Raw genomic sequence first — 25,656 nt, forward strand, 5'->3', positions numbered from 1 at the left:
TGAAAGAAGATGAACCAGACAGGCAAACGATTGTTTCAATATGCGATGTTCTATAAGAAGCCGATCACCATTGCGCTGGTGCTGCTGCTGCTCAGCGTATGCGCGGAGCTCGCGGGGCCGCTCCTGGCCAAGCGCATGATCGACAACAATATTCTCGGCATTGAGAAGAGCTGGTACGAGGTGGAGGGCGAGCAGGACTATGCCGTCCGCTATAACGGTCATTGGTACAAACGCGAGGACCGGTTCACGGAGGAAGAGAAGCCGATTCAAGGCCGGGAGGCGCATGTGCTGCAGGCGGGGCGAAGCTATTATTGGCTGAACGAAGCGATTGCAAACACGGAAGGCTCTCGAAGCGTTGAGAACGGCAGGATGACAATCGTGAACGACAAGACTGGCGAGAGTGGCGAGCACGCGGCCGTCAAGCTGAGCAAGCAGGAGCTATATGCCTTCTACAAGCCAGAGATTCCGTCCATTCTGAAGCTTGCGGCCTTGTATTTCGGCTTGCTCGTGCTGGTAGCGATCTTCACGTACGGACAGAGGTTGATGCTGCAAACCTCGGCGAACCGCATCGTGCAGAAGATTCGTACGGATGTGTTCGCGCAGACGCAGCGGCTTCCCGTGCAATATTACGATAATTTGGCGGCCGGCCAGGTGGTCTCCCGGGTCACGAACGATACGGAAACGATTCGGGAGCTTTATGTCGGCGTGCTGGCGAATTTCTTCACCGGCATTATCTACATGGGGGCGATCTTCGGAGCGTTGTTCCTGCTCGATGTAAGGCTTGCGCTCATTACTCTGCCGCTTATTCCGCTGCTCTATCTGTGGATTGTTGTTTACCGGAAATTCGCGGCCGAATACAACAGGAAGATTCGGGCGAAGCTCAGCGAGATTAACGGCATGATCAATGAATCTATACAAGGCATGACGATCATCCAGGCGTTCCGTCGGCAGAAGGAGACGCTGAAGGATTTCGACGAAATGAACGAGTATTATTTCAAATATCAGAATAAGATGCTCAGCTTGAACGCGATTACGTCGCATAATCTGGTCAATGTGCTTCGCAATTTGCTCTTCCTGCTCGTCATCTGGCTGTTCTGGGGCAATGCGCTCGGAGCTGTCGTGACGATCGGCGTGCTGTACGCGTATGTCGATTATATGAACCGGATGTTCACGCCGATCGTCGGCATCGTGAATCAGCTCTCCAACCTGGAGACGGCGCTCGTCTCGTCGGAGCGGGTGTTCAAGCTGATGGACGAGGAAGGGATTGACGTTGTTAAGGGTAAGCTGGAGCGGTATAAAGGGGAGGTTGCGTTCGAGCATGTGACCTTCGCCTATAAGAAAGAGGATTATGTATTGCGCGACATTAACTTTCATGCTCGTCAAGGCGAAACGGTAGCGCTTGTCGGCCATACGGGCTCCGGCAAGAGCTCCATCCTTAATCTGCTGTTCCGCTTCTATGACCTGAAGGAAGGCCGAATAACGGTGGACGGCAAGGATGTGCGGGAGATTCCGAAGCAGCATTTGCGCCAGCATATGGGCATCGTGCTGCAGGATCCATTCCTCTTCACCGGCACCATCGCCGCGAATATTTCCCTGAACAATCCGGCAATTAGCCGGGAGCGGGTAGAGCAGGCGCTGCGCGAGGTCGGCGCTTACGAGATGTTCAGCCAGCTTCCGGGCGGCATCGACGCTCCCGTAATCGAGAAAGGAAGCACGTTGTCCGCGGGGCAGCGCCAGCTCATCTCCTTCGCCCGGGCGCTTGCCTACGATCCGGCAATTCTGATCCTCGACGAAGCGACGGCCAGCATTGATACGGAGACGGAGGCGATCATTCAAGAGGCGCTTAATGTGCTGAAGAAGGGGCGCACCACATTCATTATCGCGCATCGTTTGTCCACCATTCGCGCGGCGGAGCAGATTCTGGTGCTCGATCGCGGCGTCATCGTGGAGCGCGGCAATCACGAGACGTTGATGGAGCAGCGCGGAAAGTACTTCGCGATGTACCAGCTTCAAGCTGGGGGCGGGACAGCCTCGGCACGCAGCTCCGAAGACGATACGGCGGAAATCTCTGAATCAACGGAGAAAACCTCCGATGCAGCAACGCTCAAGCCGAATACGTCCGCGCAGCCTACGAGCGTTTAATCCCTTTAATGCTATAACCGGCAGGCAGAGAGCCATTTCTCTTCGACTTGGAAGAGGGATGGCTCTTCAAGTTGAATGTATAAAATGGTATAACCCGTTCACAGCTAATCGACAGCCTCCGCTGCAGAAGGATTTCAGGATGGCCATAGTCATCAGCCAACTTAGTGAACTTGGCTAAATATGCTCCCCGCCCCCGCCCATCAGCGCCTCCATCTCGGTGGCCGGAAGCGGCTTACTGAACAGATAGCCCTGCAGCTCGTCACATTGCAACTCCTTGCAGAATTGCGATTCGTCTTGGGTTTCCACGCCTTCGGCTACCACTCTCATGTTCATGCTGTGAACGAGCTCGATAATCGCCCGGACGATCGACGATTTTTTCACGTCCTGATTGACGCCCTGAATGAAGGAGCGATCAAGCTTCACATCCGAAATCGGCAGTCTTTGCAACTGATTAAGCGAGGAATAACCCGTTCCGAAATCATCGATGGAGATTTTCAGGCCAATGTCGCGCAAGTAGAGGATCGTCTCGATGACTTTCTCTATATTTTGCATAAATACGCCTTCCGTAATTTCAATGCTTACATATTGCGGATCGAGTCCGGTTTCCGCCAAAACGCTATGCACCAGCTCTTTCAGGTTTCCTTGGTAGAAGTGGCGGGCGGAGATGTTGACAGAGATGCAGATTTTCTTGAGTCCTGCATCCTGCCAGGCTTTGTTCTGCCGACAGGCTTCGCGGAATACCCAGCTGTCGATGCCTAAAATGAACGAAGATTCCTCGGCAAGCGGAATGAATTTGTCGGGAGGAATCATGCCAAGGTCGGGATGCTGCCAGCGGATAAGCGCTTCAATGCCGCAGAGAAGTCCTGTCGCGGCGCTTATTTTGGGCTGATAATGCAGGGAGAATTGAGGCTCTTGCAGCGCACGGCGAAGTCCGTTCTCCAACAGCATTTTCTCGGAGAGAGCACTGACCAAGCCCGGTCTGTAATAGCGGTAGGTGCTGCCGCCGACCTCCTTGGCGTTGTACATGGCTATATCCGCGTTGCGAATAATCGTTTCCATCGTGTCGCCATCCTGGGGATAGGTACTGATGCCGGCGCTTAAGGACATGAACAACGTCATGCCTTCAATGATAAAAGGCTCCGTGAAGCAGCCGCAGATGGCCTCCGCCAGTTCCTTCAAGACGAGCTCGTCGTCATAGGCGAGCAGGAAGACGAATTCATCTCCGCCTAGACGAAATACGGAGCAATCCCTGCTCGTAAGCGTCAAGAAACGCCCGGAGGCTTGCTGAAGCAGAACATCACCGGCGGCATGTCCCAGTGTATCGTTAATATGCTTGAAACGATTGAAATCGACGAACACAACCGCCAGCGACTTGCATGAAGCGGCCGATTTGTTGCCAAGGGCATGAAGAGCCACACAATCCTTGAACTGATGCGTGAATTCCAGGCGATTGGGCAGTCCGGTCAAAGGATCATAATAGGCGAGCTGATGAAGCTGCTCCTCGGACTGCTGCAGAAGCTGGGCTTGCGCTTGCAATCGCTCATTGTTTTTCCGGGATTCCTGGAGCAAGTAGACCAGGCTGCCCGCCATATGCTTAATGTTGGACATGAGCGAATGAAGCTCGACAATGCGGCTGTCCGGAAGTCGCAAGTCGTTATTTTGTTTTAATTTGAGTGGAAGATTGTAAGAGGCCGACGCAAGTCGCCGCAACCCGCGCGCGAAGGAGCGGTTCATGAGCAGAGCTGCGCATGATGCAAGCAGCGCGAATCCGAACAAATAGGCGAAGTGAATCGAATATTTGTTGAATAGATAGCTTTGATAATTGCTGAGCGGCGTTTGAACAAGAATCATGCCGTTTCCATCAAATTCAGACGAATACAGGAAGCTCGCGTCATGCCATGATTCCATATAGAGCAATTTGCTTGTTGGATTTGGGAGAACAAGAGTCTGTTCCGCAGTTACGGGAGTCAGCCTCTGTCCGCGCCAAGGGCTCACGATTTGATTAATCAAATCTCTGTTGTTGGACGCTACGACGACATGATTCCAATTGACTATGCTAATGGTGTACGTAGGGGATGCATTGAGGTCAATCCATTGCTGCAAGGTTAGCGAATGCAGCAACAGCTCGACGGGCCTGTCAGACGGAGACGACGTTCTGTGCCATTCATCCAGAATGGTTCGCGTAATCGTCTCGGCTTGTTCCTCCGCATACTCGCTGACCTCATGAAAGGAGCTGATGTTGTTCACGAAGAGATTGAGCAGGAACGAGAACAATACGATGGCAAGCGTATATTGCTGAAGCAACTGAAGCAGGGAAACCGGCATGCGGCTAACGGTGGCCATTCCGCTCCATTTGGCAAGAGGGGAATGCTGATAAAGTATTTCTGCCAGAAGAGCATTGAACAAACGATTAAGCACAATAATGAGAACGACGAGCTTTAAATCCGAAGTTGGAAATGATGTGTGATAGGTGTAGAAAATATAAATCCCGGGTGCCCCGATAACAATCCAGAACAACAATACGGAGAAAAATAATTTATTGTGGTAACGTCGTAACAGAATTCCTGCCGCCAACGCCTCGAGAATGCCAAGAATTGGAGTGCCCGGAGAATGAAATAGAAATACGACGGATCCATAGGCTGTCACCGCGGACAGAAGTCCTCCGCGCAATCCGAACATGCGGACAGCTAATAAAACAAACAAGCTGGAAAGCGAGAAAGGAATACCGTATAGAAAAGGAATAGAAATCCGTTCGGCCAAAATCGCAAGTAATGTGCAAATAATGAATGCGGGCAACCTATTTCGGTTATTCGTTGTTTGTAGGGATAAGATGCTCACTTGCTTCCTCCTGAATGCTCGTCAAATTCGCTTATGGACGTTTTAATCGTATTTCTCCATCCTCTTCGAGCAATTTCGCCTTCACCTCCTAATATTCGACAATATTCTTGGGTATCCTTTTTTCAAAGTGGCATTTGTTAACAAGCTTGTCTGGACAGTTCGAATTTGATATAGTTCTATTAGTGAATAGTTTGATAATAGAATTAATTTGGGAAGGAGGGGAGAGAAGTGAATGTTGAGCTTCTCAAGGACCTTATTCAACGCTATAAGTCCGCTACCTTCATTATCGAGCGCAGATTCATCTCCATATTCCGTGAGCATATGTCGGGAGAGATTACGGTCGATCAATACAAGACGCTTAGTTATTTGCGTAAGCACGGACCATGCACTTCGACAGAACTGGCGGATATGTTCTGCGTGGGCAAGAGCTCGATAACCGCCATCATTAATCGTCTCTCCGACAAGCAATTCATTGAGCGAATTCCGGAAACCAAGGATCGGCGGGTCATTCAGATCTCTCTTACGGATGAGGGAGCCGCTGTCTGCGAAGAGATGGATGAGAAGCTGGGGGAAATACTGGGCGGCTATATGAATCAGTTCGAGGAGCAAGAAGCGCTGGCATTCATTGAAACCTTCGAGAGACTGGCCTCGGAGATGCAGAAGGCATAAGACGATAAGAGTAGTGAAAATTATAGGGCAGAGAGAGGAATGGGAATGTAATGAGAGTCGTTTTGAGAATGAAATGGTTAATGCTGGTCATTTGGCTGGCCGGTGCTGTACTCCTGATGGTTAATGCGCCCGATATGGCTGAGCTGGTTCGCACGAAGGGACAAATCACGGTTCCTGACGGCTATTCCTCGGTAACGGCTGCACAGCTGGAGAAACAGATCGGAGCGAATTCGGGAGGGGGCGGACTCTCCACGATTCTGGTCTTTCACAAGGAAGGAGGGATGGGCGACGCGGATATCGCGGAGGTGAAGGAAAGTCTTGGCCGTCTCCAGCAGGACAGCGAGGCGCTCGGCATTAAGTCGATTACGTCCCATTTCGCGGTGCCCGACCTGACGGAACAGATGGTATCCGGGGACGGCAGCACCATTCTCGCGCTGTTGTCCGTCGATGCCGGAGATCGAGAGAAGTCCGAGCTTCGGGATGATCTTTATGCGGAGCTTGAGGATGTGTCCATCGATCATTATTATACAGGCGACTGGCTTATATCGGAGGATGTCGTCGAGAGCTCGGAGGAAGGGCTTAAGAAAACGGAGCTCATTACGGTCGGCTTTATTCTGATCATTCTCTTTATTGTGTTCCGGTCGCTTGCCGCGCCTTTTGTGCCGCTGCTCGCTGTCGGCTTCAGTTATTTGATCTCCCAATCGATTGTTGCTTTTTTGGCGGATCAAGCTGATTTCCCCTTGTCGAATTTCACGCAGATCTTCATGGTGGCCGTTCTGTTCGGTATTGGCACCGACTATTGCATCCTGCTGATCAGCAGATACAAGGAGGAGCTGTCCCATGGCGCCTCGACGACGGATGCGATCGTAACCACCTATCGCACCGCGGGGCGGACCGTACTGTTCTCCGGCTTGGCCGTGTTCATCGGCTTCGCGTCGATCGGTTTCTCGACCTTCGTGTTATACCGCTCGGCGGTAGCGGTGGCGGTCGGAATCGTCGTGCTGCTGCTCGCCTTGTTCACGCTGGTGCCGTTCTTCCTGAGCGTGCTTGGCAAGGGCTTGTTCTGGCCGGCGAAGAAGGATTCGCTGGAGCATAAGCCCAATAAGCTGTGGGGAGCTGCGGGCAACTTCTCGCTCAAGCGGCCGTTGTGGGCCATTGTCGTCATTCTGATTATCATTGTACCGTTTCTGTCGGCGTACAAGGGTTCGCTGTCATTCAACTCGCTTGACGAGATTGGAGACAAATACAATTCGGTTAAGGGCTTCAATATAATCGCCGACAGCTTCGGTCCCGGTCAGACGCTTCCGACGAATGTAATCGTGAAGTCTGGAGAGGGATTGGCAACGCCGGAAGGTCTTGCATCGATCGAGAAAGCGACCGAAGCGCTCTTGAAGGTGCCGGGCGTTCAAGGCGTACGCAGCGCGTCGAGACCTACAGGCGTCGTGATGGAGCAATTCCTTGATGGGAACAAAGCCTACGCTGTTCCGCAGGAGGTCATTGACAGCGAGCAATTCCAGGCGACGCTGACCGCCTATATGTCGGAGGATCGGACCATTGCCAAGTTCGATGTTGTCTTCAGCAGCAATCCGTATGCGGAGGAAACGATGAACGAGATCGATTCGCTGGAGAAAGCGGCGAAGGCAGCTTTCGAAGGCGGGCCGGCGGGTTCGGTTGAGATCGCAATCGGCGGCGTTACGGCAACCAATCATGATCTCGATACGGTCTCCCAGAAGGATTATTCGCATACGGTCGTCTGGATGCTGATCGGAATTTCGCTCATTCTTATTGTTTTGTTCCGCTCCATCGTTATTCCGCTTTACGTCGTGCTTTCGCTTGTTATTACGTATTTCACTTCACTGGCAATAGCGGAGGTGATCTTCGTTCGAATCGTGGGCATTACGGGCATCAGCTGGTCGGTGCCGTTCTTCGGCTTCGTACTGCTTATGGCGCTCGGCGTCGATTACAGTATCTTCCTGATGGATCGCTTCAAGGAATATAGAGAACTGGAGCCTAAGGCGGCGATTCTGAAATCGATGAAAAACATGGGCGCGGTCATTATGTCCGCCGCCGTTATTCTGGGCGGCACCTTCGCGGCCATGATGCCGGCGGGCGTCATGTCGCTGCTTCAGATCGCGACCGTCGTGCTCTGCGGGCTCGCTCTTTATTCATTGGTTATGCTTCCGTTGTTCATACCGGTCATGGTCCGCCTGTTCGGCAGAGCGAATTGGTGGCCGTTCATGAGGAAGAGCGCCGGGGAAGCTCGTTCGTCGTCTTCTATGGGAAGCGAATAAGCCTATGACGAAGAGGATGATGATCGTCTTTACCGGAGGAACGATAGGCAGCAAGCTTGCGGGGGCGGACATTAACGTGAGCGGCGCAGGCTCTTATAGCTTGCTGGAGCAGTACACGAAGCAGCCCGTCGCGCGCAAGGATCTGGCGTTCGACACGATTCAACCGCTCAATCTGCTAAGCGAGAACATGACAACGGCGGACTTGGTCACGCTGGCAAGCGCTATTCGGGGCGTTGATCCCGGCGCATATCAAGGCATCGTTGTTACGCACGGATCGGATACGCTTGCTTACACGGCTGCAATGATGAGTTATCTTTTCTCGGACGTGAAGATTCCGATTGTGTTCACCTGCAGCAACTATCCGCTTGAAGACGAGCGAAGCAACGGACTGCGTAATTTTACGAGCGCTATTGATTTCATCGAGGAAGCGGCGCTGCCGGGCGTGTTCGCCGTTTATGAGAACGGAGAGGGAGACAGCGTCGTATACTTGGGCACGCGGCTGCGGCAATGCGAGGCGTTCACGGATCAATTCAGAGGCGTCGGCGACATTGCCTACGGGAGAATGGAGGGCGGCTCGTTCCTGTGGGAGCGTGACCGCCGCAATCCATGGCCGCAAGAGCTGCTTCAGGCTTCGGAGACCGCGTTGGAATGGGAGCCTGACAAGCTGCAGTTGGAGAGCGGGGTCGTGTACATCCGCCCTTACCCCGGACTCGATTATTCACTTTATAATTGGGGGGAGAGCGGGCGTCCGAAGGTCATCTTGCATGATCTCCATCATTCCGGAACGGCTTGCGTTGCGGGCGATGAGCGGAATTCTTTGCTGATCTTTCTTGATCGCTGCCGAGAGCAGGGCATTGCGGTGTACCTATGTCCGATCAAGGACTTGTCAGACGCGCTCTACGATTCCTCCAGAAGATTGGTCGACGCAGGGGCGGTGTTTATCGAGAATATGTCGATGGAAGCGGCGCTGACGAAGCTGATGCTGGCGTACGGCATATATGAATCGCATGAGGACGCGAAGGCGTTCATGATGGAGAAAAACGTTTATTTCGAGCGGTTATGGGTATATGATAGGGTAGATAGTACGGAGGAGGAATGAGCATGAGTCAAAAGGAAACTGTAGAAGTAGGCAAGAAGGTTCCGAATTTTACATTGGAAGCGTCGAATGGCAAGAAGGCTTCGCTCTCAGACTATCTGGGCAAGAAGCTTGTCATTTATTTCTATCCGAAGGATATGACGCCGGGATGTACGGCCGAATCCTGCGATTTCCGCGATTTCAATGGCCAGTTCGGTCAGAAGAATACCGAGGTCATCGGCATCAGCCCGGATGATCTGGCCTCCCATGAGCAATTTATCGGCGAGCATAAGCTTCCGTTCCTGCTGCTTAGCGATACGGATCACGAGGTATCCGAGCTGTTCGGCGTATGGAAGGAGCGTACCTGGGATGGGAAGACCTTCATGGGAATCGAACGGTCGACCTTCCTGCTTGATGAAGAGGGCAAACTCGCGAAGGAATGGCGCCAGGTGAGCGTGGACGGGCATGTGAAGGAAGTGCTGGCGGCTATCTGATGTCTGGGGGCAGACGCCGTCTCCATCTTCCAATGTAACACGAAAAAGCTCTCACCTTAATGTACTAAGGGAGAGCTTTTTTTGTGAATGGCGAGTCCGGGTAAGATAGGGGTTCTGTTTATGGTTGCGCACAGTCGCAGCGGACCGTAGGTGCGCTATTTCAGCAGAATGAGCTGTTTTTATGATTTATTGGACAGAGAGGACCTTATTTCCAAAAAAACAGTGTTTTATTTTGATTTTTGAGGAAATAGAGCCTGCTGTGTCCGCCAAACCGAACAAACTTCGTATTTTCCAAAAATAGAGTCTCCTGTGTCCGCTTGAATTCTCCCGAATTGTTACGCGCCCCGCCGCGATACGACCTAAAGGATTTTATGCATTTATTTTTTATCAAAATAACAGGGAGAGTATCCTACATGGGCTTCCTGCATCTATTTAAGGCAAGTATAAATCGAATCCTCGAGATGTGGTTCATTTAACAGCAGTTTTCCATATAGCAGCTTGGAGATCCCGATTTTTAACGGATTTAACTACGGGAAATACAGTTAAGAAGTCGTTACCGCTATATATCATGCATGGCGGTTTCCTATTCCCGCTGCTCTGCTACTCTTGCTGATTTTGCTACTTCTGCTCGTTCTTGCTCCAATCCGGCAGATGCTCGACATAGCTGTCCGACAGCTTCAGCAGTTGCAACGCCTGGTCGTATTCCTCGGCCGACGCCCCTTTGCCGGTGGAAATCTTGCCCGCGAGCGGATAATGCTTGCCGTCATCATAGCCACTGCCCGAGACGAACAATTCTTCGCTGCTTAAGAAGGAGCCCGTTGGCAAATAATAGCGTTGCGGCAGCAAATTGTACGTCTGATTGAACAAATCCTGACCGAAATGGATTTGGTCGCCGACGGACACGCCCAGCAGGTTCGCGACCGTCGGCAGAATATCGACTTGGCCGCCCAACTGCTCATAGAGCCTGCCCGGCGATAGATCGCCCGGATTCACGACAACGAACGGAATGTTCATCATATCCTGGTTTGTATATTCCCGACCATAGATTTCCGTCATCAGATCCTTCTCGTGCGAATTCAAGGAATAGATCGGCAGGCCGAGATGATCGCCGTACAGCACAATGACACTGTTGTCCCATATGCCGCGCGCCTTCAAATCCGCGACGAATTGTCCGAGCGCGTAGTCCGCGTAATTCTGCGCCGTAATATAATCGCCGACAAGCGTATGATCGAACCGCTCTGGAAGGGCGATCATGTGCTTCTCTTGCGGAATGCTGTAGGGATGATGCGCCGACATGGAGATGATTTGCGTATAGAACGGCTCCTCCGCCGCTTCCATCTTGCTTAATTCCTCGGCGGTTTTCTTGTACAGAATTTCATCGGATGAACCGAAGAATACCGAATCCTCGTCTCCGAAGAAAGCTTTATCGTAATAACGGTCGAATCCGACGGCTTTGTACAGCTCTTCCCGATTCCAGAACTCGACGGAATTGGTATGGAAGGTCGCCGTATCGTAGCCGCTGGCCCTTAGAAGCTTCGGCAGACTCGGAAGCTCCTTGCCCGCATACATTTGCGTTGCGGCTCCATGGGCCGGAATATACATCGATGTATTCACGACATATTCCGCGTCGGAAGTGTTGCCTTGCCCAACTTGTTGGTAGAAATGATTAAAATAGCTGTTTTCCTTCACAAGCTGATTAAAGTTTGGCGTAATTTCCTGGCCGTCTATCTTCAGGTCGACGAGAAAGTTTTGCATCGATTCCATTTGAATGATAATCAGGTTTTTTCCTTTCGCCGATCCGAAAAGCGCCGGTTCCGCAGGAGGCTGTGTCTGCTTCAAGCTTTGAATTTTTTCCTGAGTAATCTCTTCTGCGGGAACGAGATCATCTTCTTTGCTAGCGAAGAAGGCATAAGCTTCGTAATTCAGAATGCCCATTTGCTCGGCTTTCACGATTTCATTCATGCTTGCGCGGTTCGGCAGCACGTTGAACAGACAGAACGCGACAGACAGACTCAGCAGGCTGAGCACAAAGCGTTGATTCGCTTTGCGCGCGAACAACTGATTAATCTGATGAAGCTTCTTGCGCCGCACGATGAGCAAAGCGGCGATGACTACGACATCCGTATAGATGAACAGATAATAAGGGGCGAGCAGGGAGAAGACGCTGCTCTTCACTTCGGTCACTTGATTTACCTGCGCCAATGCGAAATACGTGACAATTACGCCGTAGTACTTGTAATACATGATGACTGCAAATAGAATAGAAGTCATGAGCAAATTCGACAGCATATAGTAGAGAAGCTTTCGCTTGCTAGAGAGCCACTCGATCAGGCAGAATACGATGAGGACGAATGGAATTTCCTTCAGCAGGGTTGTCCAGGACGAGCCGTCTTCGAATACGACCGACCATGCCAGATAGCTCTTGAGAAGCATGATCAGCGAGAAGAACCATATCGGATGAACGCTCCATTCCTTCTTTGTTTCCAGCTTTGACACTTGCGTTTCTCCTACCTTTCACAGCAGAAACGGGCTTCTTGGGGGAGCAGCCGCTTCGCTCTGGTTGAAATCTTAACATACTGTAAATGCCTTACTATTATGCTCCAATTACGGATCAAATGTCAAAAGGCAATTGGGCCCTGAACGGACGGGAGGACTTGAAATGAGGAAATTAAATGCACTGCTCTTAGCGCTGGTTTTATGCGTGGTCATAGCGGGCATCTACGGTTTTGCGAGGAAGGACGGATGGCTGTCCGATTCGAATGCGGAGACGACGAATACGCCTGCCCCGAGCCAGTCGACTGGTCAGCAGACAGCGGACGGAAACGCTGGGAGCAGCGAGACGCCGACGCCGACAGAGAGCGCGGCTGCTGCGCCGCCGGCATCGCCTTCGCCCAGCAGCACGCCGGAGCCGGAAGAATCGCCTTCGCCCGATCCGACAACCGCTGCATCCCAGGATCAATATTCGAACGGAGAGGATGGCGCTATCGCGGTCATCGCGCATCCTGCAAGCGTGACAGCGCTCGTTAATCCTTATAACAAGCTGCCCGATGACTATAAGCCGGACAATCTGGTTTATCCCGATGTCGCGTTCATCTTCAGCGAGAAGCTCGAGAAGCGAATGATGCGTCAAGAAGCGGCGGACGCCCTGGAGCAATTGTTCAGCGGCGCGGAAGAGGATGGCATCTATCTTGCCGGGGTGTCGGCTTATCGCTCCCATGCCACGCAGACCGCACTGTTCAATCGCTATGTGGAGCGCGACGGGTACGAGAAGGCGAGGACCTACAGCGCTCTGCCGGGAACGAGCGAGCATGAATCGGGACTGGCTATCGACGTGACGAGCAGCGACGGCAAATGCGCCGCGGCGGATTGCTTCGGCGATACGAAGGAAGCGGCTTGGCTGAAGGAGCATGCGGGCGAATACGGCTTCATTATCCGCTATCCCGATGGCAAGGATAAGATTACCGGCTATCAATACGAGCCGTGGCATATTCGATATGTAGGGACGGAGCTTTCCGGGGAGCTGGCCGCAAGCGGCAAGACGCTCGAAGAGTATTATGACGCAGTGCCCGTAAGCCGATGATGATCACCTACCAGCATTTGTACCTGTTGATCATGCTGCTTAATATCTTTCTTGCCGCGACGATAATTTTTCTGGAACGGCGCAATGCGACCTCCACTTGGGCGTGGATCATGATTCTCTTCTTTATCCCGGTGCTCGGCTTCATTCTCTATCTCATTCTGGGACAGAAGATTCGCAAGCGTCAGCTCAACAAGATGCTTGGCGACAATCAGCGCATAATTGAAGAAAGGCTGGAACAGCAGAGACAGCAGCTGCTGTCTCCGGAGCTGCTGCCGGAGCTGAGCGAGCTTGCGAACTTCCGCGATTTGGCCTATTTGAATCTATCGACCAGCTACGCTTTGTATACGAATGACAATGCGATCGACATCTTCACGGACGGCAATGACAAGTTCGACGCTTTGTTCGCCGATATCGAAGCGGCAGAGCATCATATTCATCTGGTGTATTATATTGTAAGGAACGACGAGCTTGGCAAGCGCCTGATTAAAGCGCTGACAGAGAAGGCGAAGCAGGGCGTCGAGGTGAGATTTCTCTACGATCATATCGGCAGCCTGAACTTGCCGCGACGCTTTTTTAAGGAATTTCGCGAAGCCGGGGGGAAAGAGACGGCGTTCTTCCGTTCACGCATTCCATTCCTGAATCTCAAGATCAATTATCGCAACCACCGGAAGCTTGTCATCATTGACGGGAAGATCGGCTATATCGGGGGCTTCAATGTCGGGATGGAATATCTCGGCCTGAACAAGAATTTCGGTTATTGGCGCGATACGCATCTGCGAGTGCAGGGAGGAGCCGTGCTGCAGATGCAGGCGCAGTTCTTCATGGACTGGAATCTGGTGTCGGCAACCAAGCTGGAGCTCTATGCGAAGTACTATCCCGTCCATCGGGAGCGCAAAGGGAATATCGGGATGCAGTTGGTGGGGAGCGGACCGGACACCGAATATTTGGAGATTGAGAACGCGTATATCAAAATGATCTATTCGGCGAAAGAGATGATCTGTCTGCAGACGCCTTATTTCGTGCCGGATGAAAGCCTGTTGTCCGCTCTGAGAGTGGCGGCATTGTCAGGGGTTCACGTGCGAATCATGCTGCCAAGCAAGCCCGATCATTTCTTCGTGTATTGGGCGACGCATTCGTACCTCGGGGATTTGCTTGCGGCGGGCGTGCAGATCTATCTGTACGAGCAGGGCTTCCTGCATGCAAAAACGCTGGTCGTGGACGGCAAGGCGGCATCGGTCGGTACGGCCAATCTGGATATTCGCAGCTTCAGGCTGAATTTCGAGATGAACGCCTTTATCTTCCACGAGGAGACCGCGCTTCGGCTGAAGCGGATCTTCGAGCGGGATATCGCGAGCAGTCGCCAGTTGACAAGAGCCGACTATGCCGGACGTCCGTTGTTCAATCGCTTCAAAGAATCGATCTCGCGCTTGTTAAGCCCCATATTATAATCACTGGACATACGAAAGGGATTCCGCTTCTCCAAGAACCGGAATCCCTTATGTTTCTGTCAAACGACTATTCAATTTATTCTAACGCTCCAATCCATTACTTCCATTACGGTTTTCCATCCGTCTACTTAGAAACGGTCTTCCTTCCGTCCTTTCGGTAAGTATTTTCACTAGTGATCCTTACCACAAGCTCCCTTTCAGGAATGAGCTTTCCATCATTGCGCCGAGTCCCCACATGTCTTAACCGCTTGCGGACATCCGTTCCGATGCAGTGAGACATGCTTCGCTAACTCACTTCATTGGACTATCCCCTCTCGTTTAAGATAAGCCAAGTATACACTATTATTTTAATTTTGTAAATATTCTGATAATTAATAAATTCTCATGTATTTCCTGTTTCGTTTCATGCCAAGCTGAGCCAAGTCCAGTCGAGCCGATTCGATAGCCAAGGAATGGATTTGACCTTCTCTTCATTTAAATTTATACTTAGTCTAAATTCATAATAGAAGGCGGAATGATTGGGCCATGAGCAAAATAAACTTAACTGTGCAGAGAAAAGCTGTCTACGACGTGATCCAGGAAGCGAATGATCATCCGACTGCCTCCGAAGTGATCGACCGCTTGCGGGGCAAGGGCTTCAACTTCGCTTACGGCACGGTCTATAATTCTCTTCGGTATCTGAAGGATGCGGGCATGATTCATGAGCTGAAGCTTGGGGAGGCGATCAGTCGCTACGACGCCAGAACCGAGGAGCATCAGCATATCGTGTGTACACGCTGCGGGAAGGTGGATGAGGTGCTGCAGGAGCTGCCGAAGAACTGGCTCTCCGATGTAGCGAAGGAAACGAAATACAAAGTGGAGCATGCGCAAGTCGTGCTGGAAGGGGTGTGCGAAGCATGCGCGAGCCAAACCTCTTAACCGACTTCACGGAAGGCGTGCTTTGCGCGTTGACCAAGCGCGTCATGATTATTAGTCCCTTTCCCGATCGGGTGCGCGCATTGGTGCTTCCATTGTCGTCCCAATGCTTCGACATGTTCACGCTTCATGAATTTTCCGAGGATATGTTGCCTGCGCTGTCGCCGGAGCTGATCGTATACGATGCGCTGCCGGTTGGCGCGGAGCGGCCTTCAAGCTGGGAGAAAGGGCAAGGCGTTCATCTGTCCGCGAAGCGGCATGGGATTCCGCTCCTTGTTCTGGTGGACGATGCCGCGCTTGAATCGGCGGAGGCTTCCAGGGAATCCGCGCTCGAAGGAGCGGAGCTTCAGGTCTGGCCGGCCGATCCGCAGGCGGCGCTGGACCGCATCCACCGCATGCTGGAAGAAGGGGGCGGCGGGGCAAGCCAGCCGAGCATGCATCTGAAAGAGGGTTCGGCCGAGCAAGGCGGGGTGCAGCCAACCGAGCGTTCGACCGAGCAAACTGGCTTACAGCCTTCCGAGCCTGAAGGCGTCCGCAACTTCAAGGACATTCGCCTTGATACCCGGCGCATGATTGTCGAGGCGGCGGGGGAGCGAATCGATCTGACGAAGACGGAATATGACTTGCTGCTTTATTTTATCGATTCGGAGGGCGTCGTGGTCACTCGCGAAATGCTGCTGGATCATGTGTGGGGGCATCAGTTCTTCGGCGGCAGCAATGTAGTGGACGTACATGTGAAGAGTCTGCGCAAGAAGCTGAAGGACAGCGCGGTCGCGCCGAAATATATCGCGACGGTGCGCGGGGCGGGTTATCGGCTGGCGGATGGTTAAGGAGGTGTTGAAATGGAGCATTCCAAATTAACGACGAATGGAGGCGCGCCCCTCGGCGATAACCGTAATTCGAGAACGGCGGGGGGGGACGGGCCGGCCTTGCTCGAGGATGATCATCTGCTTGAGAAGATCGCGCGTAACGGCAGAGAGCGCAAGCCGGAGAGCGTGGCTCAAGAGCGGGGAGCGGGAGCGCGAGGGATATTTGTCACCGAGAACAGCATGTCCCAATATACGAAAGCTTCTTTCCTGCAAGAGGCGGGAGAGGAGACGCCGGTATTCGTTCGGTTCTCGACCGTCATCCACGGCACGGGCTTGCCGGAGACGGCCCGCGATTCAAGGGGATTCGCGGTGAAATTTTATACGAAGGAGGGCAATTACGACTTGGTGGGAAACCACCTGCCTGTGTTCTTTATTCGCGATGCGATGAAGCTTCCCGACATGGTCCAAGCTTTGAAGCGGGCTCCGGATACGAATCTTCAAGATCCTGCTCGCTATTGGGATTTCATGACGCTTTCGCCCGAATCGACGCATATGCTGACCTGGCTGTTCTCGGATGACGGCACGCCGGCCTCGTATCGCGAGATGGACGGCTTCAGCGTGCATGCTTTCAAGTGGATCAATGCGGCGGGAGAGCAGGTTTACGTGAAATACAACTGGAAATCGCAGCAGGGCGTTCGCAACTTTACGGCGGCGGAGGCAGCGCGGATGCAAGCTGCCGACTTCAACCATGCGACCCGCGATTTGTACGGAGCCATCGAGAATGGTGAATTTCCGCGCTGGGAGCTTCATGTGCAGGTAATGCCTGTTGATCATTTGGGGCGCCAGGCATTCGATCCGCTTGATCCGACCAAGCTGTGGCCGGAGGATCGTTATCCGCTGCAGAAGATAGGAACCATGACGCTCAACCGCAATCCTGTCAATTATTTCGGCGAAGTGGAGCAATCCGCGTTTGCGCCGAGCGTGGTCGTTACCGGCATCGAGCCTTTCGAGGAGCCGAACAACGGGGGAGGAATGCCGCAGCAATCGCCTCAGTACAGAGACGCATCTTCCGCGATACATGGATATATCGGCAGCCAGAGAATTGGCAAGATGGATGATTTCACGCAGGCGGGCGAGCGTTTTCGCTCTTTGAGCGGGGAGGGGCAGACGAACTTGATCTCGAACCTGATCGGCGAGCTTGAACGGACGAACGACGAAATCAGGCTGCGGGCGATCTGCAATTTCTTCCGCGCGGACCGCATGCTCGGCATGCAATTGTCCCAAGGGCTTGGCGTGGACATCCGTTCCTATATGCCGCAGAGCTAGCTATATAAGTTGAACGCAACAATGTAATGCCGGATATAGTCCAACTAAGACAGCCTCCATTCAACCGAGCCGCGCAGGGTTCGTTTAGAGGGAGGCTGTTTCTTTATTCGGATTTGCCTGACGCCCCCCGCTAAGCGTACACTAGAGAGAGCAAACAACAAACAGGAGGTAGCCTAACCGATGCATTGGACCAATCCAATCGTTCAAATCGGCTCCGTCATCTTTTCGATCGCGGCGGGAATAACGCTCATAATACTGCGGCTTCGAGCGGGCAAGCGGCCGACGACGCTGCGCAAAATCATCATTCCGCCGATAGCCATGTCTACCGGCTTTATCATGTTCGCATCTCCGGTAACCCATATTCCCTGGCTGTGGGGAGCATCCGCTTTCGGGACGGGCATGCTGATTTTCGCATTCCCGCTAATCGTGACCACGAGGCTGGAGAGAGTGGACCAGGACATTTATGTAAGACGCTCCAAGGCGTTCGTCGCCATCTTTGTCGTGCTGTTTCTGATCCGCACCCTGCTGCACGGCGTGGTTGACGATTACATGTCGATTCCGCAGACGGGGGCGATCTTCTATCTGCTTGCCTTCGGCATGATTATTCCGTGGCGGCTTGCCATGGTAAGCGATTATGTCAGGCTGCAGAATCACGGCTCTCTTCTGGATTCCAAATAAAGCAATTGCGTCGCAAGCGTCCACATCTTCATCATGATCTTGATCAGATGATAGCTCTGATGCACGACCAAAGCGATGAAGCCGGCCCAGACGAGGGATACGCCGGTCACGGCAAGGCCCAGGGTCATGCCGATCATCCACATCAGCATGGAGAGGGCGGCATAAGGCAGGAAGTGGCGGATGGAGCGCCAGAGCACGGCGGCCATGCTTTCCTCCGAGACGGCTCCGACTTGCAGCGAAAGCGACAGCAGGCTCACGACTATTCCCCACAGCAGCCACAGAGCCGCTCCGGGCAACAGCGTCATGATCAGCTCATTGGTCGAATGGCTGGTCAAGAGGGCGTTGTAGGCTTTCGGCAGCAGGAAGTAAGCTGGCGCGAAGGTGAGCAACGCTTGAAGCCAGTAGAGGAGCATAACGGGCTTCCAGGCTTTGCGGACGCCCTCGCGGAAGCGGGTGCCGCCGCCGCTCCTCGACTGCTGCAGCATCGAATGGAAGAAGCCGGCGTTGAACAGCGGCGTCAGCAGCATTCTTGCCGCGAACAGGCCGCCGAGCATCCATAAATATGGCATAGCCATATCAGTCTTGAAAAGCTCGATCTGCGCCTCCGTCAGGAAGGTCTGAACCGCCTGCGCCGAGGCGGTCGCCCCTGGGAATCTGCGAAGCAGCGGCGATACCGTCTCGTCGATGGCTCGATAGAGGAAGAAGCCCCAGAGCAACTGATAGACAAAAACCAGGAGCAGCAAATAGAAATGCTTGAACGTAAGGCGCCAGCCTTGCTTCATATGCGTCTTCATAATCATCCTCCTTCCTTTACCAACTCAAGATCCCCAGAAATCCCTCAATCAGCTTCGTTAGTCCGAGATTCCAGCGGGCGCGAGTCGCGACGGGCACATCCGCCAGCATAAAGTTATTGATCAGCTTGTTGTCCAGCACATTCGCGTGATTGGGATCAAGAGACACCCACTCGATTGGCGAAGGCTGCACCTCCGTATATTGCACATGATCCTCCTGAGCGTTCCAGATCTTCGTCAAGGTGGTTCCGTCGGCGAACTTGAACAGAATCGGCACGGGGCCGTTCGTTCCGCCGTTCTTCTTGATCAGTACGGTCGATTCGTACATATTGCCGTTATCTCCTGCGCCGGGACGAGCCCCTACGGCTTCCACCGCGTAATCGGCCATGGAGCTGCTATAGACGAACTGGTTGAAGTAGTCGGTCCACTTCGCCTTTGTGACGCTTTCCACGACACGCTGGAAGTCGGAGGTGGAGGGATGCTTGAATTTGTATTTTTGAAAATAAGTCTTGAGAATCTTCGCCATCGTCTTGTCTCCGACCTTGTTCTCGATGTCGACGAGCACCAGCTTCGCCCTTATATAGACATTCTCCGCATAGGCGTTATGATCATGATACGCCCAGGAAGCTTGACGGAGGGGGGCGGGATCCGTCATATAGCTGCCCTCGAGCCGCAGATTCGGACTGATGCCGTAAGCGGCCTCCATCACCTTGTCCTCCGCGTAGGAGGTGAAGCCTTCGTCGAGCCAAGCCTCCTCGAATTCATTCGAAGCGACCATGCCGTACCAATATTGATGACCGATCTCATGAACGACCGTTCGTTCCAGATCGTAGCCGGGATGATCGTTCTCGGCGGCGAACGCCGTGACGAGCGTCGGGTATTCCATACCGCCGGCTCCGTTCGCGCCAGCGGGAGGAACGACGATCGACAGCGTGCTGTACGGATAGGTTCCGTACCATTTCGCATAATTCGAGAGAGCGGACTTGGCCGCAACCATATAGCGATCCTTCAAATCGGCATGCAAGGGATCGAGATAGAGCTTGATGCGAACGCCGGGGATACCTGTATCCGAATAGGCCGCCTCTTCATAGATGAAATCGGGAGAAGCGGACCAGGCGAAATCATGCACATCCTCCGCATAAAATTGGTAGGTGCTTCTTCCGCCCGAGGCGGACACCGGCCTTGTTTGGAACCCTGTAGCGGCGACGGTGTACGTCTCCGGCACTTGGATGTTGATGCTATATACGCCGAAGTCGCTGTAGAATTCCGAATTGCCGTGATATTGATGCACATTCCAGCCTTCCTCGGCTCTCCCGCGCGTTCCCGCCGTCTCGTACACGGCGAGCTTGGGAAACCATTGGCCGGCCATGACGAAGCTTCCCGAATAGCCCATGCGGGCGAACACCTCCGGCAGCTTGACCTCGAAGCTCATGCGAAGCGTAATCGACTTTCCAGGCTCGACGGGTTCCGCCAGTCGCAGCCGGGCCAGCGTCTGATCGTTCTTGTTGCCGTCGTCAGGCTGGATGAATTGCAGGCGCGGCAGCAGACTTTCGCCCTCCAACGTCTGAAACGTCAGCAGCTTCATATAGCTGGTGGAGTTGGCGGTCGCTTTGTCTTGCCGCAGCGAGCCCCCGGATTCCTTCATAAAGGTGGTCTTCGAGGATTGAAAGGCATTGGGATACAAGTGGAAATAAAGCTCGGACACCGGCTTCTTCCCCGGATTGGTCCATGTCACATCCTGCATGCCGTCGAGATGCTGACCATCCTCACGAAGGCTGACATTGATGTGATATTCGGCCACGCGGTTGCTCAGCGCCTTCACTTCATCCGCGACCGTCTGATCCGGCTGCGGGACAACCTGCGGCTTGGCCGTTTTCGGAGCAGGCGTATTCGTCGCGGCGGCAGGGGCGAGGGCGTAGGTATACTGCGATTGCCAAGCGTTCCCGAAGCCGTAGCGCACGGACAGCACCAGCAAGACGGCGGCGAGCAAACCGAATAGAACTCGTTTGACATAGCGTGGGGTCATTGATCGTTTCCCTCCCGTTGACAAGCATCTACAGCATGTATATGTTTGCAATTCAAAGATTATTAGCTAAAATGGAATTATTGTATGGGAAGGTGGGAACACAGATGGCAGAAGAACAGAACAAGCCGGCCGAGCCGGCCGCGAAAGAGAAAAAGTCCTTGACGCTCAATGTGGTGAGCAGCAAGAAACATAGAGGCTTCGGAGCGGGCTCCATTGATTTGAGCGATGTTGCCTGCGTGATGATCGATGAAGGCAGAGCTTTCATTGACGTGGGCGCCATGCATGCGAAGAGCAAGATTGAACGCGGCATCAAGTTCACGCCGAACAAGGAGGATACGCCGAACGGCCGCCAGTGCTGGATCGTATGGGTTGCGGTGGACCGGAACGAGGAAGGCTCGTATTATGCCGGAGCGGCTTCCTGCGAGATGCTCGTGGATTCCGAAGCGAAGCGCGGCTGGAAGATCCTCGCCGATCATGTGAATCGGCTGGACGCCGCGATCAAACGCAAGTTCATGCTGGAGAATCTCGGAGCGGAGGACAAGGCCGCGCTCCGCACATTCCTTCAGGAGCATAATCAGGAATGGTGGGATCGCTCGCCGGATGCGCTGAAGGAAGCGCTGGCGTAGCAAGCGTCGTGATAAAACGACTGATGGGGAACATACAGACGGGCTCAGTCGTATATCATGTACAACAACGATGTGGAACGGGTTACCGAGACATATCGGTCATAGGCGACCAATAAGTGGAACGGGTTAGCAGGAGCATTGTCTCCGCTAACCCGTTTTTCAAATGCAAAGAAGCTTATAAAATTTCGATGAGAAATGAATGCTTGCAACTGTAACGGACTTTTTCGAGGCTGTCGATTAACTGTGGACTGGGTTGCAAGATTGATTACCAGCGCTGCAGCCACGGGTGACGCTCCGACTGACGCTCTAGCGCTGCTTACCAGCGCTGCAGCTTCAAAAGCGGAACTGGCTGAGGTGTTCTACAAGTTGGTGATTCACAGTTAATCGACAGCCTCCTTTTCGCTTCTTAGCGGGTTAATCCGATTGTTTTTTCGCTCGTTTGGTTGGCTAAGAGGACAAAAGGTCCGTTAGAGCAAGCGAGTGTTGAAAAACGCTGTCTAAGAGGACGAAAAGTCCGTTAGAACAGGCGGGATGCAACGAGCCGGAGAATTTCATTTCCAAAAATTTTTTCAGAAAAGCGCAGGGTTTGCGAGGATGACTGACGTCTATTATAGGTGAAGGGGGGAGAGCGACATCGAGGATGAAGCATGGATCGAAGCTGTGCGCAGCGGCGGGCCCGAGCAGTATCGGACGTTCGTGCAGGCTTATGCTCCATATATCTACCAAACCGTATACGCCGTTCTGCGATCGCCGCAAGATGCGGAGGATATGACGCAGGAAGTGCTTCTGCAGATTTATCGCGCTCTCCCCGAGTATCGTATGAACGGCTTGAAAACATGGATTACCCGAATCGCGGTCAATAAAGCGATCGATTTCAAACGCAGCAAGGCGCGCAGGCCCGAGCAATTATTGGAAACAGTAGAGGTCGCAGACTCCGGCGGCAGGCAAGCGGGCATCTCGGACGGGATGCTGAGCGCAGCGCCTGCGCCTGCCGCGGAGGAGATCGCGCTCAGCAAAGCGAACAGGCAGCTCATGCATGAGCGAATGGAGCTTATGCCCGCAGGCTATCGAGATGTTGTTACGGCATTTTATATCGAAGAGAAAAGCTATGAACAGATCGCGAAGGAAACAGGCTTGGAGCGCAAGAGCGTCGAGTCGAAGCTTTACCGGGCCAGGGGCTGGATGAGACGGAATTGGCGGAAGGAGGATTTCGAATGAATAGGAGCGGAGAGCATCTGAGCATGGAGCGCCTTAGAGGCTATATGAGCGATACTCTTGGCGGGCAGGAGAGGCAGGAAGTAGAGAGAGAATTATATGCTTGCGACGAATGCTTGAGACGGTGGATAGCGCTGCAAGAGGAGATCGGCATGTCTAAGCTGTTGGACAGGGAGGGTAATCAGGCAACCCAATTGCCATCGCAGCCCGATTTCGCCGGAATGGAGGAAGCGGTGATGGAGCGTATCCTTGCAGAGCATTCAATGCATGAAAGCGCGGAGCAAAGTTCAAGCGCATCACAGGTCGCGAGCCTGCCTCTTCAAGAGCAAATCGTGCATGATAGATATCGTCCATCTCAGCAAACGCTGAATGCTACCGATAAAACCAGACGAAGAAGCGGCTCTTGGCTGCGCCTTCCCGCCGTTCAATATACGATTGCCGCATCCATCACAATTGTATTAATGGCGACGGGGGCGTTCACGGGACTTGCCGATACCTTGCGCGATATCGATGAAAACATAGAGCAGCCGCCCTATGCCTCCGCACCCGAAGAGTCCGAACTGCCGCTGGATTCCTGGTCCCAGCATCTGTTCGATCGGGCGAATCATTGGCTGGAGCATGTGGAATCGGCCAGATTCAATTCGAATAGCTGACGATTGAGTAGAGGCATAGAAGATAAATGAAAGGAAGGATTCACAGTGAGAAAAAGTCCATTAATCGCATTTCTCCTCTCCTTTATTCCCGGAGCGGGTCATGCTTACCTTAGAAGGTATGTCAGAGCGGCGATTTATGCGCTTGCCTTCTTCATGCCGCTCGGATTGTTTATGATGGTTATTATTATTGACGGATATTTTCAATTCGAAGGAGGAGAAGTGGCGTTGCTCATGCTTTTCCTGTTCTTCGTCGGCTTGATCAACATGATCGACATGGTCGTCGCCTTGCTCTCGGGCAAGGTTCCGGCCCTTAACGAGGGCATGCCTTACGGGGCGGCCACGCATCTGGGGAGCTTCAGTCATTCCGGGAGCGAGAACGCGCCGTACGGCCCTGCTTACGCCGAAGGAATCAGACCTGCGGAAGCGGCCTTCTACGAGCAGGCCTTCTCGGGAGCAGACGCTTCTCAACGAAGCTCCCGCTCTTACGAACAACAGCAAGAACGCACGAAAACCATCCTGCTGTCAATCATTCCCGGACTCGGCCATATGAGCTTGGGGTTGATGAACAGAGGCATTACTTTTCTCGTCTCCTTCATCGGCTTGTTCGCCATGCTTGTTTTCATCAGCGTCATCACAGGCTCCGGAGCGCTCTTGATCTTCTTGCTGGCGCTGCCGATTATTTGGATCTACAGCATGTTCGACGTGATTGGGTTCATTCACGCCAAGCATCTAGGGGAGCCGATTGCGGACAAGTCGCTCTTCGAGGATCTTGAGGCGCAGATCACAGCCGATCGCAAGAACAAGATGCTCGCGATTGCGCTGGCCGTGTTTCCCGGAGCGGGTCATCTATACCTCGGCTTGCAGAAGAGAGGATTGCAGCTCATGGGAGCTTTCCTGCTCGCAATCTATATCATGGACAATTTGCGCCTGACCTTGTTCTTGTTCCTGCTGCCCCTGTTCTGGTGCTTCGCCTTCTTCGATGCGCTTCAGCAAGCGTCGAAGTATGAGCGCAGTCCCGTACGTGACGAAGGCATACTGCCGGCTTTCGTGCCGTACCAGAGATGGCTCGGCATCGGCCTGCTCGGCTTTGGGGCCTACTACTTGATCGACCGTCTGGCGCTTAGCTCGCTTACGAGATATTGGCCGGAGTTCCAACGCAGCTATATGGAATACAAATATATGCTGCCAACGGCGGTCATCGCCTTTCTCATGATTGTACTCGGCCTGCGTCTGGCGTTCGGCAGCAAGGGAGCCGTATCCACCTCAACGCCTCCACCGCCACTGCAGAGCACCGCAGGGGGGAATCATTCGCAGGAAGAAGGAGGTCGATAGCATGTCTTCAGTTAATGGAATTACAGCAACCCCAGGAGGCGCTTTACCTCCCGAGTCAGGGCAAGGACGGCAGCCAACGCAGAGAATATGGAGGGTCGGCTCGTTATCGATGGGCATCACGCTCATGCTGATGGGCACAGCGCTTGCTGTGTCGATCTGGCAGGATGCGAAGGCCTACGAGTTGTTGCTTTGGGTTGCGCCGATCGTCTTCATTTTGCTTGGAGCCGAGCTGCTCCTTCATCTCAAATTATCCGGAAGCCGGCATACGATGCTCCGCTATGATTGGATGAGCGTCTTCTTCGTCGGATGCATTGGCTTCGCCAGCCTCGTGCTCGCCTTCCTGATGTCAACCGGACTGTTCGATCAGTTCAAGGCTGTCTTACAGACGACGCAGCGAACCGTTATCGTGAACACGGACAAGATTACCGTACCTGGCGAGATCAAGAAGATTGTCGTTCAAGCCGTCGATTCAGTCACCATCGAAGAGTCGGACTCGCGAGAAGCGCAATTAATGGGCCAGATTCGTTATTGGTCGGCGGAGCCGAATATAAGCATCAACCAAGATATTATGCAGACGAAGATCGTAGGAACGACGATGTACTTCATCATCGGATCTATGGACCGCAGGGACGGAGGCCTCGTTACCGACACGATTAGACCGATGCTGATTCTCTCCTTGCCGAATAATGTGGAAGTGCAGCGATATTTCAAATAAAGAAGGAGCTTTGGAGGCAGTCACGGTATGACT

The 25,656-nt window shown here is 53.2% G+C and carries 20 protein-coding genes; 16 read left to right on the top strand and 4 right to left on the bottom strand.

The window, feature by feature from the left end; translation table 11 throughout:
• Positions 1–9: 9 nt before the first annotated feature.
• On the top strand, positions 10–2,142 hold the full coding sequence (locus HFP08_RS23420) for an ABC transporter ATP-binding protein (protein ID WP_168123053.1): 2,133 nt from the start codon (positions 10–12) through the stop codon (positions 2,140–2,142).
• A 174-nt stretch (positions 2,143–2,316) separates the two neighbouring features.
• Here the strand turns inward: HFP08_RS23420 and HFP08_RS23425 are convergent, their stop codons facing one another.
• Positions 2,317–4,980, bottom strand: a complete 2,664-nt coding sequence (locus tag HFP08_RS23425) for a putative bifunctional diguanylate cyclase/phosphodiesterase (protein WP_168123054.1) — start codon at positions 4,978–4,980, stop codon at positions 2,317–2,319.
• A gap of 228 nt (positions 4,981–5,208) precedes the next feature.
• Between HFP08_RS23425 and HFP08_RS23430 the strand changes: the two genes are divergently transcribed.
• From HFP08_RS23430 to bcp, 4 genes are read left to right on the top strand one after another with little or no spacing between them, the layout of a single operon-like run.
• Positions 5,209–5,649 carry a MarR family winged helix-turn-helix transcriptional regulator gene (locus HFP08_RS23430; RefSeq protein ID WP_168123055.1) on the top strand — a complete coding sequence of 147 codons (441 nt, stop codon included), beginning with the start codon at positions 5,209–5,211 and terminating at the stop codon, positions 5,647–5,649.
• A 50-nt stretch (positions 5,650–5,699) separates the two neighbouring features.
• On the top strand, positions 5,700–7,940 hold the full coding sequence (locus HFP08_RS23435; RefSeq protein WP_168123056.1) for an MMPL family transporter: 2,241 nt from the start codon (positions 5,700–5,702) through the stop codon (positions 7,938–7,940).
• A 4-nt stretch (positions 7,941–7,944) separates the two neighbouring features.
• Positions 7,945–9,039 carry an asparaginase gene (locus HFP08_RS23440; protein WP_168123057.1) on the top strand — a complete coding sequence of 365 codons (1,095 nt, stop codon included), beginning with the start codon at positions 7,945–7,947 and terminating at the stop codon, positions 9,037–9,039.
• 2 nt (positions 9,040–9,041) lie between these two features.
• Positions 9,042–9,509, top strand: a complete 468-nt coding sequence (bcp, locus tag HFP08_RS23445; RefSeq protein ID WP_168123058.1) for a thioredoxin-dependent thiol peroxidase — start codon at positions 9,042–9,044, stop codon at positions 9,507–9,509.
• A gap of 618 nt (positions 9,510–10,127) precedes the next feature.
• On the opposite strand, the gene HFP08_RS23450 is transcribed toward bcp, so the two are convergent.
• The gene (locus tag HFP08_RS23450) at positions 10,128–12,005 is read right to left on the bottom strand and encodes an LTA synthase family protein (RefSeq protein ID WP_481856601.1); all 1,878 of its coding nucleotides are present in this window, start codon (positions 12,003–12,005) and stop codon (positions 10,128–10,130) included.
• A 163-nt stretch (positions 12,006–12,168) separates the two neighbouring features.
• Between HFP08_RS23450 and HFP08_RS23455 the strand changes: the two genes are divergently transcribed.
• The 6 genes from HFP08_RS23455 to HFP08_RS23480 all read left to right on the top strand — a co-directional run bounded on the left by HFP08_RS23455 (position 12,169) and on the right by HFP08_RS23480 (position 18,265).
• A complete protein-coding gene (locus tag HFP08_RS23455; protein WP_168123059.1) occupies positions 12,169–13,089 on the top strand; it encodes a M15 family metallopeptidase in 921 nt (306 codons plus the stop codon).
• The gene (gene cls, locus HFP08_RS23460; protein ID WP_346768760.1) at positions 13,086–14,537 is read left to right on the top strand and encodes a cardiolipin synthase; all 1,452 of its coding nucleotides are present in this window, start codon (positions 13,086–13,088) and stop codon (positions 14,535–14,537) included. The genes HFP08_RS23455 and cls overlap by 4 nt, the downstream gene beginning before the upstream one ends.
• Positions 14,538–15,062: 525 nt before the next feature.
• Positions 15,063–15,455 (top strand): Fur family transcriptional regulator, encoded by a 393-nt coding sequence (locus HFP08_RS23465; protein ID WP_168123060.1) that lies wholly within the window; start codon positions 15,063–15,065, stop codon positions 15,453–15,455.
• The gene (locus HFP08_RS23470) at positions 15,434–16,282 is read left to right on the top strand and encodes a winged helix-turn-helix domain-containing protein (protein WP_168123061.1); all 849 of its coding nucleotides are present in this window, start codon (positions 15,434–15,436) and stop codon (positions 16,280–16,282) included. Before HFP08_RS23465 ends, HFP08_RS23470 begins: the two co-directional genes overlap by 22 nt.
• 12 nt (positions 16,283–16,294) lie before the next feature.
• Positions 16,295–17,587 (top strand): catalase, encoded by a 1,293-nt coding sequence (locus HFP08_RS23475; protein ID WP_168123062.1) that lies wholly within the window; start codon positions 16,295–16,297, stop codon positions 17,585–17,587.
• A 180-nt stretch (positions 17,588–17,767) separates the two neighbouring features.
• Positions 17,768–18,265 carry a CcdC family protein gene (locus HFP08_RS23480; RefSeq protein WP_168123063.1) on the top strand — a complete coding sequence of 166 codons (498 nt, stop codon included), beginning with the start codon at positions 17,768–17,770 and terminating at the stop codon, positions 18,263–18,265.
• On the opposite strand, the gene HFP08_RS23485 is transcribed toward HFP08_RS23480, so the two are convergent.
• Entirely contained in the window at positions 18,238–19,059 is an 822-nt protein-coding gene (locus HFP08_RS23485; protein WP_168123064.1) for a hypothetical protein, read from the bottom strand. The genes HFP08_RS23480 and HFP08_RS23485 overlap by 28 nt on opposite strands.
• A gap of 16 nt (positions 19,060–19,075) precedes the next feature.
• Complete coding sequence (locus HFP08_RS23490; RefSeq protein WP_168123065.1) at positions 19,076–21,082, bottom strand: M1 family metallopeptidase; 2,007 nt, start codon at positions 21,080–21,082, stop codon at positions 19,076–19,078.
• A 104-nt stretch (positions 21,083–21,186) separates the two neighbouring features.
• Here HFP08_RS23490 and HFP08_RS23495 point away from each other — a divergent pair, with 104 nt between their 5' ends.
• The 5 genes from HFP08_RS23495 to HFP08_RS23515 all read left to right on the top strand — a co-directional run bounded on the left by HFP08_RS23495 (position 21,187) and on the right by HFP08_RS23515 (position 25,623).
• The gene (locus HFP08_RS23495) at positions 21,187–21,708 is read left to right on the top strand and encodes a YwhD family protein (RefSeq protein ID WP_168123066.1); all 522 of its coding nucleotides are present in this window, start codon (positions 21,187–21,189) and stop codon (positions 21,706–21,708) included.
• Between the two features lie 660 nt (positions 21,709–22,368).
• Positions 22,369–22,926 carry a sigma-70 family RNA polymerase sigma factor gene (locus tag HFP08_RS23500; protein WP_240941786.1) on the top strand — a complete coding sequence of 186 codons (558 nt, stop codon included), beginning with the start codon at positions 22,369–22,371 and terminating at the stop codon, positions 22,924–22,926.
• On the top strand, positions 22,923–23,576 hold the full coding sequence (locus HFP08_RS23505) for a hypothetical protein (RefSeq protein ID WP_168123067.1): 654 nt from the start codon (positions 22,923–22,925) through the stop codon (positions 23,574–23,576). Before HFP08_RS23500 ends, HFP08_RS23505 begins: the two co-directional genes overlap by 4 nt.
• 45 nt (positions 23,577–23,621) lie before the next feature.
• The gene (locus HFP08_RS23510) at positions 23,622–24,908 is read left to right on the top strand and encodes a hypothetical protein (protein WP_168123068.1); all 1,287 of its coding nucleotides are present in this window, start codon (positions 23,622–23,624) and stop codon (positions 24,906–24,908) included.
• A 1-nt stretch (position 24,909) separates the two neighbouring features.
• Positions 24,910–25,623, top strand: coding sequence for a hypothetical protein (locus HFP08_RS23515; RefSeq protein ID WP_168123069.1), 714 nt, complete (start codon positions 24,910–24,912; stop codon positions 25,621–25,623).
• Positions 25,624–25,656: the final 33 nt, after the last annotated feature.

The organism is Paenibacillus sp. HB172176 (assembly GCF_011947265.1).
Lineage (GTDB): Bacteria > Bacillota > Bacilli > Paenibacillales > Paenibacillaceae > Pristimantibacillus.